The following is a 13,006-nucleotide window of genomic DNA, read 5'->3' on the forward strand; positions in this document are numbered from 1 at the left end:
CAGCGCAGCAGCGGCTCGCTGACGCGCCGCATGTTCGGGATTGCGGCGCTGTGGATCGGGCTGATGCTGTTCGGCGGCGGCTTCGCGCTGGACCGCGTTCTCAAGGACGCGATCACGCGCAATTTCGACGGCCAGCTCGAATATGTGATGTCTGCCATGATCGCGAGCGCCGAGATCGATCCCATTGGCGAGGTGCGCTTCAACCGGGCGCTCGGGGACCAGCGCTTCCTCGAGCCTTATTCCGGGCTCTATTACCAAATCAGCGGCAGCGGACATGAGCCGTTCCGCTCGCGCTCGTTGTGGGATCAGGCGCTCAAGGTGGAACCGCGCCACCACGATCCCGACCAGCATGTCTACGACAGCAAGGAGTTGGGCGGTGAGCCGCTGCGCATCCTGGAGCGGGATGCCAAGCTGCCCGGATCATCCGTGTCGTGGCGCTTCCAGGTGGCGCAGAGCCGCGCCGGGCTGGATGAGCAGATCGCCATCCTCCGCCAGACGCTGGTCCGATCTTTCGCGCTGCTGGCGCTCGGCCTGCTGATCATGTCCGCCTTGCAGGCGACGGTCGGCCTGTGGCCGCTGCGCAAGATCCGGCGCGCGATCGGCCGGGTGAAGTCGGGCGAGATCAGCCGGGTCGACGATCGGCTGCCGCTCGAGGTGGCACCGATGGTGGAGGAGTTGAACGACCTCCTCGCGCACAATGAGCGGCAGGGCGAGGAGGCGCGGGCGCATGCCGGCAATCTCGCCCATGCGTTGAAGACGCCGCTCACCGTCATCATGAACGAGGCAACCGCGCGGTCGCCCGATCTGGAAGCCACCGTGATCCGCGAGGCGACGACGATGCGCCGCCAGGTGGACCATCACCTCGCCCGCGCCCGCGCGGTCGGCCGGCGGGGTGCGGCGCAGAGCTTCGCCGAGGTGTGGGCGAGCCTCAAGGCGGTCGAGCGCGCCGTGTCGCGCCTGCACCGCCACGTCACGATCGACCTTGCCGGCGACAAGGCGGCCGCCGTCCACGTCGAGCGTCAGGACTTGGACGAGATGATCGGCAATCTGATGGAGAATGCCGCGAAATATGGTGGAAGCCGCGTGTTCGTGACCGTCGAGCGAGCGGCTTCGGGCTTCGTCGACATCGTCGTCGAGGATGACGGCCCGGGCATCCCGGCGGCCGAACGCGACACGCTCTTCAAGCGAGGCGCCCGGCTGGATACGGGCAAGCCCGGCACCGGCCTCGGCCTCGCCATCGTGCGTGACGTCGTGGAGATCTATGGCGGCACGATCGCGCTTGAGGAAAGCGAGGATCTCGGTGGTCTGGCCGCACGGCTGCGGCTGCCGGCGGCAGCGCAGCGGCCGGCATGACCGTGATCGCCTCTGCCGCGCATGCGCTCCGCCTTGCCGTGGCGGCGCTGGTCGCCCGGCCGGGGCTGATCCTGCTGTTCGTCGCGGTGCAGACGGGTTCCAACCTGATGCGGTTCTGGCTTGGCCGGGTGGAAGCGTTGGGCGGGCCCGGGATGCTGATGGGCGCGGTCGGCTGGCTGTTCCTGATCGCGCGCACCTTCGTCACGCAGTGGCTTCATGTCGCGGCCGCACGGCTGATCGACGATCGCACCGTCGGCTTGCGGCAGGCCTTCGTCGTCGCCGGCTCACAGGCCATGTGGTTTCATGGCCTCATCCTTGTCTCGCTTGCGGCATTCCTCGTCCGCCTCTGGCTGACCCAAGCGTCTGGCGGCTTCTTCGCGCCCGCCGGGAGGCTCTGGGACATCCGCGAGTTGGTCCTGATGGAGGCCGGCTTTCTCTTCACCTATGCCGTCTTCCTGCCGCTCATTCCCGGCTATTTCGCATCCGTGCTCGGATATGGCGGTGAGCCGACCTTGCGCGGCAGCCTGCGGGCCGCCCGCGGCCACGTGCTGACGGCGCTCGGCGCGGCGATGCTGCTGGCGCTGCCGCCCGCCTTGCTTCGTCGCGCGCTGCTCGGCCTGCTGGATGACGGCGGCGTCAGCGGCGTGTTGCTGACGGCGCTCCTGGATGCGGGGCTTACGGTGGTGCTGATGATGCTTGCGACCGGCGTCTACTGGGGGCTCTACCGCGACTCGCTTGAGGGCGCGCGCGGCCGCGTTCGCGCGGCTGAGGCGGCGCGGTGATGCGCAGCGCGGGCCGGCCATTGCCCGCGCTGATGTCCGATGCGGCTGGTGCGCTGTCGCTCGCCTTTGCGGGCTTGCTCGCCCGCCCGCTGATGTTCCTCGTCTTCCTCGCCATTCTTGCGGCAGCCAACCTCATGCGCTTCTGGATCGGCGTGCAGGGCGGAAGCGATACGGCCGCCATCGTTCGGGCCGCGGGATGGCTGTTCCTGATCGTGCGCACGTTCGTGAACCTGTGGCTGCATGTGGCGACGATGCGGGTGCTCGATCAGCCGCAGCTGCCGTGGCGGGACGCCTTCCGGGTGGAGCCGATCGCCGCGGGATGGCTGCACCTGATTGCCGCCGCTTCCCTGCTCACCATTGGTATCCGCCTGTGGCTGGGGCAGGGCGCGGGTGGCCTGTTCGTGCCGGCGGTGATGACCGGGGGCACGGCCATCGGCATCGCAGTGGGGCTGGGCCTCACCTACTTCATCTTCCTGCCGCTCCAGCCGGGTTTCGCCCGCGTTCTGCTGCGACGCGAGCCGACCCCGGTGCGGTGGTCCCTGGCGGCGATCCGCGGCCAGTATCTGTACAATTGGGCGCTGGTGATGCTGATCTGCTATCCACCGGCGCTGGCTCGCATGCTCGCCTTCGGTGGCTTGAAGGCGGAAAGTGCCACGTCGATGATCGCGACGGCGTTGATCGATGGCGCCATGTCCGTGCTGCTGATGCTGCTCGCGACCTCTGTCTACCTCGGCGCGTATCGGCGCGCGGAGGCACGGTGATGGCGAGCGTCGGCGCTTCGCTGTTATCGATCCGAGGCGACATGGTGGCGGCGCTGACGATGGTCGCCAGGGTGCTGCGGCGGCGCCCTTTGGTGTTTGCCATCTTCCTGCCCATCCTGATCCTGGCTAATCCGTTCCGCCTCTGGGTGGCGGCGAACATGTCTGCCAATGTGACGCTCCTGCGCACCGCGGGCTGGCTGTTCCTGATCGTGCGAACGTTCGTGCATCTTTGGCTGCACGTGGCGACGACGCGCCTGCTGGATCAGCCGACGATCGGTTGGCGCGCCGCCTTCGCGGTGCCGCCAGTCGCGGCGGGCTGGTTTCACCTCGTAGCCGGGCTGTCGCTCGCCACGGTGGCGATCCGGCTGCTCGTCGGCCAAGGCGTTTCGGGCGGCTTCGTACCGGCAGTGCAGACCGGGGGCACGGTGATCGACACCGCGTTCGGCCTCAGCCTGGCCTATCTGCTGTTCCTGCTGGTTGAGCCCGGCTTCATCCGGGTGCTGCTGCGCGGGGAGGCGACGTCGCTTCGGTGGTCGCTCGGCGCGATCCGCGGGCAATATCTGCGCTGCTATGCGGTGCTGATGATCATCGCCTACCCGCCGGCGCTGGCCCGCGCGATGGCCTTTGGCGGCGTGCGGCAGGATGGGCCGCCTGCCGCGCTGCTGGTTGCGCTGGTCGACGGGGCCATGTCGGTGCTCCTGATGCTGCTCGCCTGCTCGGTCTACCTCATGGCCTTCCGCCGCGCCGAGGCGCATCAGGGCTGAAGGGCTATCAGTCAGGCGCCGTCGCGCACCCGTTCATGGTGGCGGATCACTTCGCGGATGATGAAGCGCAGGAACGCCTCGGAAAAGTCGGGATCCAGCCGCGCATCCTCCGCCAGCCGGCGCAGCCGCGCGATCTGCTTCTCCTCACGGTCGGGATCGGCCGGCGGCAGGCCCGATGTCGCCTTGTAGCGGCCGACCGCCTGCGTCACCTTGAAGCGTTCGGCGAGCAACAGCACAAGGGCGGCATCGATATTGTCGATGCTCTCGCGATAGCCGCGCAGCGTCTCGTCTGTCATCACGTCCCTCCCGTCGCCCGGGGGGAGCCTTTGGGCGGAACCGGGCCTGCCATGCAAGACCTACCCTTGCCATCCGCGTGCGCACCCGCCACATCGCGCCGCAGATGACCGCCCAGATCCTCCCGCTCGGCCAGGCGCGGCCCCAGCCCACGCTCGATCCGATGATGGCGCTGGTCGCCACAGACCTCGGCCGCGTGAACGAGGTGATCCTCGCGCGCATGCAATCCGAAGTGCCTCTTATTCCGGAGCTTGCCGGCCACCTGATCGCGGGCGGTGGCAAGCGGATGCGGCCGATGCTTACGCTCGCCTGCGCCCGGCTGCTGGATTATGCGGGGGAGCGGCACCACAAGCTGGCGGCCGCGGTGGAGTTCATCCACACCGCCACGCTGCTGCACGACGACGTGGTCGATGGATCGAGCCAGCGCCGCGGTCGACGCACTGCGAACATCATTTGGGGCAATCCGCCCAGTGTGCTGGTCGGCGATTTCCTGTTCTCTCGCGCGTTCGAGTTGATGACGGAGGACGGCTCGGTCCGCGTCCTGCGCATCCTGGCCAATGCCAGCGCTGTCATCGCGGAGGGCGAGGTGGATCAGCTCACCGCCCAGCGCCGGATCGAGACGAGCGAGGATCGTTACCTCCACATCATCGGCTCGAAGACGGCGGCGCTGTTCGCCGCTGCCTGCCGCATCGCTGCTGTGGTGGCGGAGCGGAGCGAGGATGTGGAGCTGGCACTCGACGCCTATGGCCGCAATCTCGGCATCGCGTTTCAGCTGGTCGACGATGCGATCGACTACGCCTCGGACGGCGCGACGATGGGCAAGGATGCGGGTGACGATTTCCGCGATGGCAAAGTGACCTTGCCGGTGATCCTCGCTCATGCCCGCGGGTCGGATGAGGAGCGGCGCTTCTGGCGTGACGCCATCGAGGGTCGGCGCGTGTCGGACGATGATCTGGCCCATGCCAAGCAGCTGCTCGAGCGGACCGGGGCGCTTGCCGACACGCTCGTCCGGGCGCGGCACTATGCCGCCCGCGCGATTGATTCGCTGGCGGGGATCGGTGGTGCCAAGGCGCGCGCGGCTCTGGCCGAAGCTGCCGAGTTCGCGGTCGCACGCGCTTATTGATCTCCCCGTGGGTGGGCGAGCTATCGTGAGCGATCTGCCCATCCATGCCGTCCTGCCGGAGCTGCTCGCAGCGCTTCGCACCGGCTCCAACGCAGTCCTCGTCGCACCGCCCGGTGCGGGCAAGACGACGGCGGTCGCTCCTGCACTGCTGGCAGAGCCATGGTGCGGGGGTGAGATCTTGCTCCTTTCGCCCCGGCGGATCGCGGCGCGGGCGGCGGCCGAGCGGATGGCAGCCGCGGCGGGTGAGCCGGTCGGCCGCACCTTCGGTTATGCCACGCGCCTGGACAGTCGCCGTTCCGCTGCCACGCGCGTCACAGTGCTGACCGAAGGGATCTTCCGCAGCCGTATCCAGGCCGATCCCGAACTGGCCGGCGTGGCCGCCGTGCTGTTCGACGAAGTGCATGAGCGCAGCCTCGACGGTGACTTCGGACTGGCGCTGGCGCTCGATGCGCAAGGGGCGCTCAGGCCCGATCTGCGCCTGCTGGCGATGTCCGCCACGTTGGATGGAGCTCGCTTCGCCGCATTGATGCAGGGCGCGCCGGTGATCGAGAGCGAGGGGCGGAGCCACCCGCTGGAGCTGCGTCATCTCGGCCGGACGGCGGAAGCACGGATCGAGGATGCGATGGCGGCGGCGATCCGCCGCGCCTTGGCGGAGGAGGAGGGCGGGCTGCTCGCCTTCCTGCCGGGCTTGGCGGAGATCGAGCGGACGGCGGAGCGTCTCGGCGGCCTGCCGTCCGAACTCGTGCTGCACCGGCTGCATGGCACGCTCGATCCGGCGGCGCAGCGAGCGGCGATCGCACCGGCCCCGCCGGGCACGCGCAAGCTGGTCCTTGCAACCAGCATCGCCGAGACCAGCCTGACGCTCGACGGCGTGCGCATCGTGGTCGACAGCGGGCTGGCGCGCCGGCCGCGCTATGATCGGGCGGCCGGCGTCACCCGACTTGTCACCGAGCGGGCGAGCCAGGCGGCCGTGGCGCAGCGGGCGGGCCGGGCAGGGCGGCAGGCCCCTGGTGTCGCCTACCGGCTGTGGGAGGCGGCAGCCACGGCCGGGCTGCCGCGCTTCGACCCGCCCGAGATCCTTGAGGCGGACCTGTCCGGCCTGCTGCTCGACTGCGCGCTGTGGGGCGTCGCCGACCCGTCGGCGCTCGCCTGGATCGATCCGCCGCCTGCCGCGTCAGTGAACGAGGCGAGGACTCGACTGGCCGGACTCGGTGCGCTGGACGGCGACGGGCGGCCGACGCCGCATGGACGGGCGCTGGCGGCGCTGCCGCTGCCGCCGCGGCTGGCGCACATGCTGCTGAGCGCGAACGATCGGATGCTGGCAGCGGAGGTGGCGGTGCTGCTCGGCGAACGGGGTCTGGGCGGGCAGGATGCGGACCTCGAGGTGCGCCTGCGACGCTGGCGGCAGGAGCGGGGCGGGCGGGCCGAGGCGGCACGCGGGCTGGCGCGGCGCTGGGCGGCACTGGCCGGCAAGGGCGAGGGTGGGGCCGAATCGGTCGGCGCCTGTCTGGCGCGGGGCCTCCCGGACCGGCTGGCGAAGCGCCGTGGGCCTTCGGGTGAGGAGTGGGCTTCGGTCGGGGGGCGTGGCTACCGCCTGGACGCGGCCTCCTCCCTTGCGCGGGCCGAGTGGCTGGCGGTTGCCGAGGTGCAGGGATCGGCTGTGGGAGCCCGCATCCTGGCGGCGGCGCCGCTCGAAGAAGCGGAGGTGGAGCGCCTGTTTGCCGACCGCATCGAGACGGTGCGCACCGCCCGTTTCGATCCGGCGACCGGCGGCGTGCAGCCGATGCGGGAGCGGCGGCTCGGAGCGATCAGGCTGTCGCGCGGGCCGGATGCGGAGGCGGACCGGGCCAGCATCGCGGCGGCGCTGGTCGAAGGCGTGCGGACGCATGGGCTGGCCCTGCTGCCTTGGGGTGAGGCCGCGGAGGGGCTGCGGCAGCGGGCCGCCTATGCCGCCAAGGGCGGAGCGGAGTTGGCCGACCTGTCGGACGACGCGCTGCTGGCACAACTCGACGAGTGGTTGCCGCCGCTGGTCGAGGGCAGGCGGCGACTGGATGCGATCCCGCCGGGCGAGCTGCACGCGGCGCTGGAGGCTCTGCTCGGCTGGGACGGGGGGCAGGCCCTGGATCGGCTGGCGCCCGCCAGCTTCCGCTCGCCCGCGGGCAGCACGCATGCCATCGATTATGCCGCGGAGGGCGGGCCGGCGGTGGAGCTGCGCGTGCAGGCGCTGTTCGGGCTGGACCGGCATCCGACGATCGGCGGTGGGCGCGTGCCGTTGGTGCTGCGCCTGACCTCGCCCGCGGGACGCCCGATTCAGACCACGCGCGACCTGCCGGGCTTCTGGGCGGGCAGCTGGGCGGCGGTCGCCAAGGAGATGCGCGGGCGCTATCCCCGGCACCCGTGGCCGGACGATCCGGCCGCGGCCGATCCGACGCTTCGCACCAAGAAGGCCACCGCGCGCTCTTGACGGAGCGGCCGCGCGCCATAGAGGCTCAACGCCATGACCGACGCCCGCATCTACCAGACGGACAAGAACGCCATGCAATCCGGCCGGGCCCGCGCCGGCCGCTGGGTGCTGGAATATGAGCCGACCGGACCGAAGCAGGTCGATCCGCTGACCGGCTGGGCCGGTTCCGGCTTCACGCGCGAGCAGCTGCGGCTGGAGTTCCCGACGCTCGAGGCGGCTCAGGCCTATGCCGAGCGCGAAGGGCTGACGGCGCGGGTGACCGCAGCGGGAGAGCGCAAGCTGAAGCTGCAGAGCTACGCCGACAACTTCAAGTGAGGCGCGGACGCCTCGCTTAAGTTGACAAAGTTTACACTCAGAAGGCCTTTTCCTACAGGCAGGCTGTGGGACGAGGTTAGTCCTGTGTTGAGAAAGAACCGTATCGGTTCGTAGCGGCTGCAATCCTACCGGGCAAGGCGGGTGAGGCGCTGTGCCTTACGCCTCTGCTCCACCGCGCAGATAATCTGCCGCGAGCAGCAGGAGCAGCTTGACGTCGAGCTTCACGCCCGCCGCGGCCTTCGCCTCGACGAAGGTGCGGACGTCTGCCAGTGGGACGCGGTGGACGACGATGTCCTCGCCCGCCACGCCGCCGCCATCGCCGACCTTCTCCAGCCCGTCCGCGCGGACGAGCGAGAATTCCTCCGACACCATGCCGGGCGACGAGGCGAAGCGCTGGAGGATGCGGACGGAGGCGGGCCGGTAGCCGGTCTCCTCCTCAAGTTCGCGCGCGGCGGCGATCTCGATCGCCTCACCCTCTTCCTCGTCGCCGACGAGGCCTGCCGGGAGTTCGAGGCACATCGCCTGCAAGGGCACGCGATATTGCTCGACCAGCAGGACGTGACCGTCATGCACCGCGAGGATCACCGCGGCATGCACGCCGCGCGTGCGGCCGACATATTCCCACTTCCCCCGTCGCTTCGCGACGATGAAGCGGCCGCGCCACATCTCTTCCTCGGGCGTGTCGGGTTCGTGGCTCATAGCTCGATCAACCTGTCGGGCAGCTCCTGCGGATCGCTGCCGGTGTGGGGAAAGTGCTGGGCGAGAAGCGTGCCCGTAGCGGCGACGCAGGCGGCGAGCCCTTCACCCGGACGGCCTGCGCGCACCTCGTCGATCAAAGCAGCCATGGCATCGCCCCACGCCTCGGGCGCGACACGAGCGGCGATGGCCTCGTCGGCGACGATCTCGGCCTGGTGCTCGGCAAGGCTGAGATAAACGAGGACGCCGGTGCGGCTGGCGGTGCGTGCCTCGATCGCGGCGCGGAACAAGGCGACGGCGCGGGCGCGGACGCGCGCGGCCCGGACAGCGCGCGGGGTCAGCGCCATGCGCAGCGGCTGCCAGGCGAGCAGCAGCCGGACGCCGAGCAGGACCAGCGCCATGGCGGCGAGCAGGAGGGTGAGGAGGGTGCCGGGCGCCCAGACCGCATCCCAATCGCCCGCCACTGCGCTGAGCAGCGGCACGCCGTGGCCGGGCACCGCGGCAAGGACGGCGGGGACGAGCAGCATCGCCAGCACCGCCCAGAGCAGGGCGACATCGCCGTAACTGTCCGACTGCGGTGCGACCATGGCGACAATCTCGCCATCGGTCTGCCGTTCGGCCGCGGTGACCGCGGCGGAGACGAGCGCGTGATCCTGAGGGGTAAGCCGCATCACCAACTGCCTGACGCGCCGCCGCCGCCGAACGAGCCGCCGCCGCCGCCGGTGAAGCCACCGCCGCCCCAGCCGCCACCACCGGACGATCCCCAATCGGAGCCGCCCCCACCCCAGCCGGACGAGCCGCCGCCCCAGCCGCCGCCAAGGCCCGGACCCCAGATGACGATGGGTCCGCCGCCACGACGTCGATAGCGCCGGCCACCGCCGCCGCCTCCGCCACCTCCGCCCCGGCGAAACAGGGTGAGCAGGACGAAGCCGAGGATGAGCGCCCAGATGATGAAGGAGGCACCACTGCCGCCGCTCCGCTGACCGGCCGCTGCGCCGCCATGCTGGCGATCAAACTCCGCCTCAGCCTTGGCGACCTTGTCGCGCGCGAGATCGTCGGGCTGGCGGAGCTGCGCGATCACCGCATCGGCGCCCGCCACCATCGCGCCTGACACGTCCTTGCGCTCCAGCCGGGGCATCATCTCGGTGTTGATGATGACGCTGGAGAGCGCGTCGGTCAGCACCGGCTCCAGCCCGTAGCCCACTTCGATCCGCGGCCCCCGCTCGCCGGGCGGGTTGCCGGGGGCGACCCACAGCAGCACGCCATTGTCCGCGCCCTTGAGGCCAATGCCCCAGGCGCGGGCGAGGCGATTGCCGTAATCCGCCTTGTCATAGCCGTCGGTCGTCGGGATCGTGGCGACGACGAACTGTCGCTTGGTGTCGCGCTGCAACGCCTCCAGCCGCTGGCGGAGCGCCGCCTCGGCCGTATCGTCGATCACGTTCGCCTGATCGACGACGAGGCCGGTGAACTTGGGGAAGGTCTGCGCCGCGGCCGGTGCGGCGACGAGCAGCGCCGGCAGGAGGAACGCGGCGCGCATCAAGGTCAGCGCGTTGCCGCGGGCGCTGCGGCCGGGAAGCTGACCTTGGGCGCGCTCTCCGCCCCGGCGGTGGTTGCCTGGAAGGGCGCCATCGGCTGCGCGCCGTGGAAGACCTTCGCACCGATCGCATCGGGGAAGGTGCGGATGCGGGTGTTATAGGCCTGCACCGCCTCGTTATAGTCGCGGCGGGCGATGGTGATGCGGTTCTCCGTCCCTTCCAGCTGCGATTGCAGCGCGAGGAAGTTGGTGTTCGACTTCAGCTCGGGATATTTCTCGACCACCACCATCAGGCGGGAGAGCGCGCTGCCGAGCGCGCCCTGCGCCTCGCCGAAGCGTTGCAGTGCGGCCGGATCGTTGAGCTGGGCGGGCGTGATGTTGGTCTGCGTTGCGCGGGCGCGGGCTTCAGTGACGCCGACCAGCACGTCCTTTTCCTGCGCGGCATAGCCCTGCACGGTGGCGACGAGATTGGGGATGAGATCGGCGCGGCGCTGATATTCGTTCTGCACGTCCGCCCAGCGCGCCTTGGCCGCTTCCTCGGCGGTGGGCACGCTGTTCAGCCCGCAGGCGGAGACCGCGAGCAGCAGCGCAGGCGCCAGCGCCTTCAGCCGGAACAGGACGGACATGGACACCCCCTTGAAACGAACGGCGGCAATCTAGGATGCGGTTGCGCGAACGGCAATCGCCGCCGGACTTGATCCGGATCAGTGAAGGCGGGAGAAAGGACGGCGCTTAGGGGAGGGCAAGGATGCTGAAGGAGTTCAAGGCGTTCATCGCGCGGGGCAACGTGCTGGATCTGGCGGTGGCGGTGATCATCGGCGCGGCGTTCGGCAAGATCGTCTCCAGCCTGACGGACGACATCATCATGCCGATCATCGGCAAGATTGCAGGCGGGCTGGATTTCTCCGGCTATTTCCTGCGCCTGGGGCCGGTACCCGAGACGTTCAAGGGATCGCCCAGCAGCTATGCCGACCTGAAGGCGGCCGGGGTGCCGTTGCTGGGCTACGGCCAGTTCGTCACCGTGGCGGTGCAGTTCCTGATCGTCGCGTTCGTCATCTTCATGCTGGTCCGCGCGGTGAACCGCACGCTGAACCGCGACAAGGTGCAGGAGGCTGCCGCCCCGCCGCCGCCGGAGCCCGCCGACCTCGTCCTGCTGCGCGAAATCCGCGACGAGCTGAGGCGGCGTCCGGGCGCCTGAGCCGTCCCTTCAGGCGGCGGCGAGATCCTCGGCGGTCGCATCCGCAAGGCTGGTGCCGTCGAGGATGCGCGCGGTCTGATCGCGGACGACCAGCATCGCACGGCGGATCGCGCAGCTTGCCTCGTCCCGGCAATCGGCGCAGCGTCGATAGGCGGTGCGGCTGACGCATGGGACGAGCGCGAGCGGCCCTTCGATCACGCGGATGATGTCGCCAAGCGAAATGAGGTGGGGCGCGCGCGCTAGACGGAAGCCGCCTGCCTTGCCGCGATAGCTGATGACGAGTTCGGCCTGCCGCAGATCGGCGAGGATCACCTCGAGAAACTTGCGCGGCACCTGCGCATCACTGGCCAGGCGCGTGACGGAAATGGGGTGCGCGTCGGCCGCGGAGGCGAGCGACACCATCGCACGCAACGCATAGCGGGACCGGCGGGTGAGCATGGCCGCCAGATGGGGTGGGCAGGGCCGATCGGCAAGCTTGCGCCGGCTGCGCGGGCGCCTATATCGGAACGTGCCGGCTCCGGCCGGCTATGGCAATAAATGGCAGCGTGTAAGGCGCAGCGGACCCGGGGGCGGTACCCGGCGGCTCCACCAGAAGGATCGCTTTCAGCGGTGCTCCTGACGGGGCCGAACTAGGATCGACGTGCGGACGAGCATTCTGTTTTTGCCCGGGCTGAGTAACCCGTAAAAGGCTCAAAACCACAAGTGCCAACGACAACGAGGCGCTCGCGATTGCGGCCTAACCCGGTCCTAACGGACTAGGTTAGTTTCGACAAAAGCGCGGTTCGGGCCGCACCGGGCAACAGAAGCGGACACCGGCGGTACGGGGAGCACCGAGCAACAGAAGCTCCCCACTTTCCCCATGGCAGCGTGCCCCCAGCAGTAGCCGGGATCTCGTGTGGTGGCCCTCACCACCCAGAGATGCCAGCATTTGCTGGCACGACGGCGTAGCTATAGCCCTAGCGCGCTTTCCAGCGTGTCGGCATAGTTCGGGCCGACCTGCACCACCGCACCATCCTTCAGCACCAGCGTGGTCGTTCGGTTCGCGCGCTTGATCTCGCTCACCTGATCCGGCCGGACGAAGGCGGAGCGGTGGACGCGGATCAGCGGCGTGCCGGCCAGCTTCTGCTCCAGCGCGCTCATCGTCGCGCGGAGCATGTGGCTGCGCGTGTCGGTGTGGAGCAGCACGTAATCGCGCGCCGCCTCGATCCAGGTGATCGAATCGACCGGTACGCGGCGGAGCCCATGCCGCTCGGGCACCCAGAATTCGGCCTCCTCGGAGGGGGGCGGGGGCGAGCCGAGGCTGCGCAGCTGCGCATTCTCCGCCTCCAGCGTGCCCGCGCGCTCCGCCGCCTCGCGGATCGAGCGGCGGCGGCGCGCCCGCTCCACGGCCTGCCGGAGGCGGTCGAAGCGGACGGGCTTCAGCAGATAGTCGGCAGCGTCCACCTCGAAGGCGTCGGGCGCATAATGTTCGTGCGCGGTGACGAAGACCAGCTCCGGCCGCGGCTCGACATCGATCGAAGCGGCGGTGGACAGGCCGTTGCGCCCCGGCATCTGCACGTCGAGGATGACGAGATCGGGGGTCAGCGCCTTGATCGAGGCCAAGGCCTCGTCCCCGTCCTGCGCGCGACCCACCACCTCGACGCCTTCGACATCGGCGAACAGGGTTTCCAGGCGATCAATCGCCAGCTGCTCGTCGTCGACCAGCAGCACCCGCATGTCGGC

Annotated in this window: 15 protein-coding genes and 1 other RNA gene; 9 read left to right on the plus strand and 7 right to left on the minus strand. The window is 69.8% G+C overall.

The window, feature by feature from the left end; translation table 11 throughout:
• Positions 1 to 30 precede the first annotated feature (30 nt).
• From BM360_RS02370 to BM360_RS02385, 4 genes are read left to right on the plus strand one after another with little or no spacing between them, the layout of a single operon-like run.
• On the plus strand, positions 31 to 1,353 hold the full coding sequence (locus tag BM360_RS02370; RefSeq protein ID WP_093313620.1) for a sensor histidine kinase: 1,323 nt from the start codon (positions 31 to 33) through the stop codon (positions 1,351 to 1,353).
• Complete coding sequence (locus BM360_RS02375) at positions 1,350 to 2,135, plus strand: hypothetical protein (RefSeq protein WP_093310171.1); 786 nt, start codon at positions 1,350 to 1,352, stop codon at positions 2,133 to 2,135. Before BM360_RS02370 ends, BM360_RS02375 begins: the two co-directional genes overlap by 4 nt.
• Entirely contained in the window at positions 2,135 to 2,896 is a 762-nt protein-coding gene (locus BM360_RS02380; protein ID WP_093310175.1) for a hypothetical protein, read from the plus strand. Before BM360_RS02375 ends, BM360_RS02380 begins: the two co-directional genes overlap by 1 nt.
• Positions 2,896 to 3,660: a hypothetical protein gene (locus tag BM360_RS02385; protein WP_093310178.1), complete on the plus strand. Its 765-nt coding sequence runs from the start codon at positions 2,896 to 2,898 to the stop codon at positions 3,658 to 3,660. Before BM360_RS02380 ends, BM360_RS02385 begins: the two co-directional genes overlap by 1 nt.
• A gap of 11 nt (positions 3,661 to 3,671) precedes the next feature.
• Here the strand turns inward: BM360_RS02385 and BM360_RS02390 are convergent, their stop codons facing one another.
• The gene (locus BM360_RS02390; RefSeq protein WP_093313622.1) at positions 3,672 to 3,956 is read right to left on the minus strand and encodes a chorismate mutase; all 285 of its coding nucleotides are present in this window, start codon (positions 3,954 to 3,956) and stop codon (positions 3,672 to 3,674) included.
• A gap of 104 nt (positions 3,957 to 4,060) precedes the next feature.
• Between BM360_RS02390 and BM360_RS02395 the strand changes: the two genes are divergently transcribed.
• From BM360_RS02395 to BM360_RS02405, 3 genes are read left to right on the plus strand one after another with little or no spacing between them, the layout of a single operon-like run.
• The gene (locus BM360_RS02395) at positions 4,061 to 5,077 is read left to right on the plus strand and encodes a polyprenyl synthetase family protein (RefSeq protein ID WP_093313624.1); all 1,017 of its coding nucleotides are present in this window, start codon (positions 4,061 to 4,063) and stop codon (positions 5,075 to 5,077) included.
• Positions 5,078 to 5,102: 25 nt separating this feature from the next.
• Complete coding sequence (hrpB, locus tag BM360_RS02400) at positions 5,103 to 7,541, plus strand: ATP-dependent helicase HrpB (RefSeq protein WP_242653277.1); 2,439 nt, start codon at positions 5,103 to 5,105, stop codon at positions 7,539 to 7,541.
• Positions 7,542 to 7,574: 33 nt separating this feature from the next.
• Positions 7,575 to 7,856 carry an ETC complex I subunit gene (locus BM360_RS02405; RefSeq protein ID WP_093310183.1) on the plus strand — a complete coding sequence of 94 codons (282 nt, stop codon included), beginning with the start codon at positions 7,575 to 7,577 and terminating at the stop codon, positions 7,854 to 7,856.
• A gap of 156 nt (positions 7,857 to 8,012) precedes the next feature.
• Here BM360_RS02405 and BM360_RS02410 read toward each other — a convergent pair whose 3' ends face one another.
• Genes BM360_RS02410 through BM360_RS02425 form a run of 4 tightly spaced genes read right to left on the minus strand, consistent with a single transcriptional unit; the run spans position 8,013 to position 10,712 of the window.
• Positions 8,013 to 8,555, minus strand: a complete 543-nt coding sequence (locus BM360_RS02410; RefSeq protein ID WP_093310186.1) for an NUDIX hydrolase — start codon at positions 8,553 to 8,555, stop codon at positions 8,013 to 8,015.
• A complete protein-coding gene (locus BM360_RS02415; protein WP_093310189.1) occupies positions 8,552 to 9,223 on the minus strand; it encodes a TPM domain-containing protein in 672 nt (223 codons plus the stop codon). The genes BM360_RS02410 and BM360_RS02415 overlap by 4 nt, the downstream gene beginning before the upstream one ends.
• Positions 9,223 to 10,089, minus strand: coding sequence for a TPM domain-containing protein (locus BM360_RS02420; protein WP_093313626.1), 867 nt, complete (start codon positions 10,087 to 10,089; stop codon positions 9,223 to 9,225). The genes BM360_RS02415 and BM360_RS02420 overlap by 1 nt, the downstream gene beginning before the upstream one ends.
• Positions 10,090 to 10,094: 5 nt before the next feature.
• The gene (locus BM360_RS02425; protein WP_093310191.1) at positions 10,095 to 10,712 is read right to left on the minus strand and encodes a LemA family protein; all 618 of its coding nucleotides are present in this window, start codon (positions 10,710 to 10,712) and stop codon (positions 10,095 to 10,097) included.
• 122 nt (positions 10,713 to 10,834) lie between these two features.
• On the opposite strand from BM360_RS02425, the gene mscL reads away from it, so the two are divergent.
• A complete protein-coding gene (gene mscL / locus BM360_RS02430) occupies positions 10,835 to 11,284 on the plus strand; it encodes a large conductance mechanosensitive channel protein MscL (RefSeq protein ID WP_093310194.1) in 450 nt (149 codons plus the stop codon).
• 9 nt (positions 11,285 to 11,293) lie between these two features.
• On the opposite strand, the gene BM360_RS02435 is transcribed toward mscL, so the two are convergent.
• On the minus strand, positions 11,294 to 11,722 hold the full coding sequence (locus BM360_RS02435; protein WP_093310196.1) for an RrF2 family transcriptional regulator: 429 nt from the start codon (positions 11,720 to 11,722) through the stop codon (positions 11,294 to 11,296).
• A gap of 33 nt (positions 11,723 to 11,755) precedes the next feature.
• Here BM360_RS02435 and ssrA point away from each other — a divergent pair.
• Positions 11,756 to 12,098, plus strand: a transfer-messenger RNA (tmRNA) gene (ssrA, locus tag BM360_RS02440).
• Positions 12,099 to 12,232: 134 nt separating this feature from the next.
• On the opposite strand, the gene BM360_RS02445 is transcribed toward ssrA, so the two are convergent.
• On the minus strand, positions 12,233 to 13,000 hold the full coding sequence (locus BM360_RS02445) for a LytR/AlgR family response regulator transcription factor (protein WP_093313628.1): 768 nt from the start codon (positions 12,998 to 13,000) through the stop codon (positions 12,233 to 12,235).
• Positions 13,001 to 13,006: the final 6 nt, after the last annotated feature.

Source organism: Sphingomonas jatrophae (genome assembly GCF_900113315.1).
Classification (GTDB): domain Bacteria; phylum Pseudomonadota; class Alphaproteobacteria; order Sphingomonadales; family Sphingomonadaceae; genus Sphingomonas_P; species Sphingomonas_P jatrophae.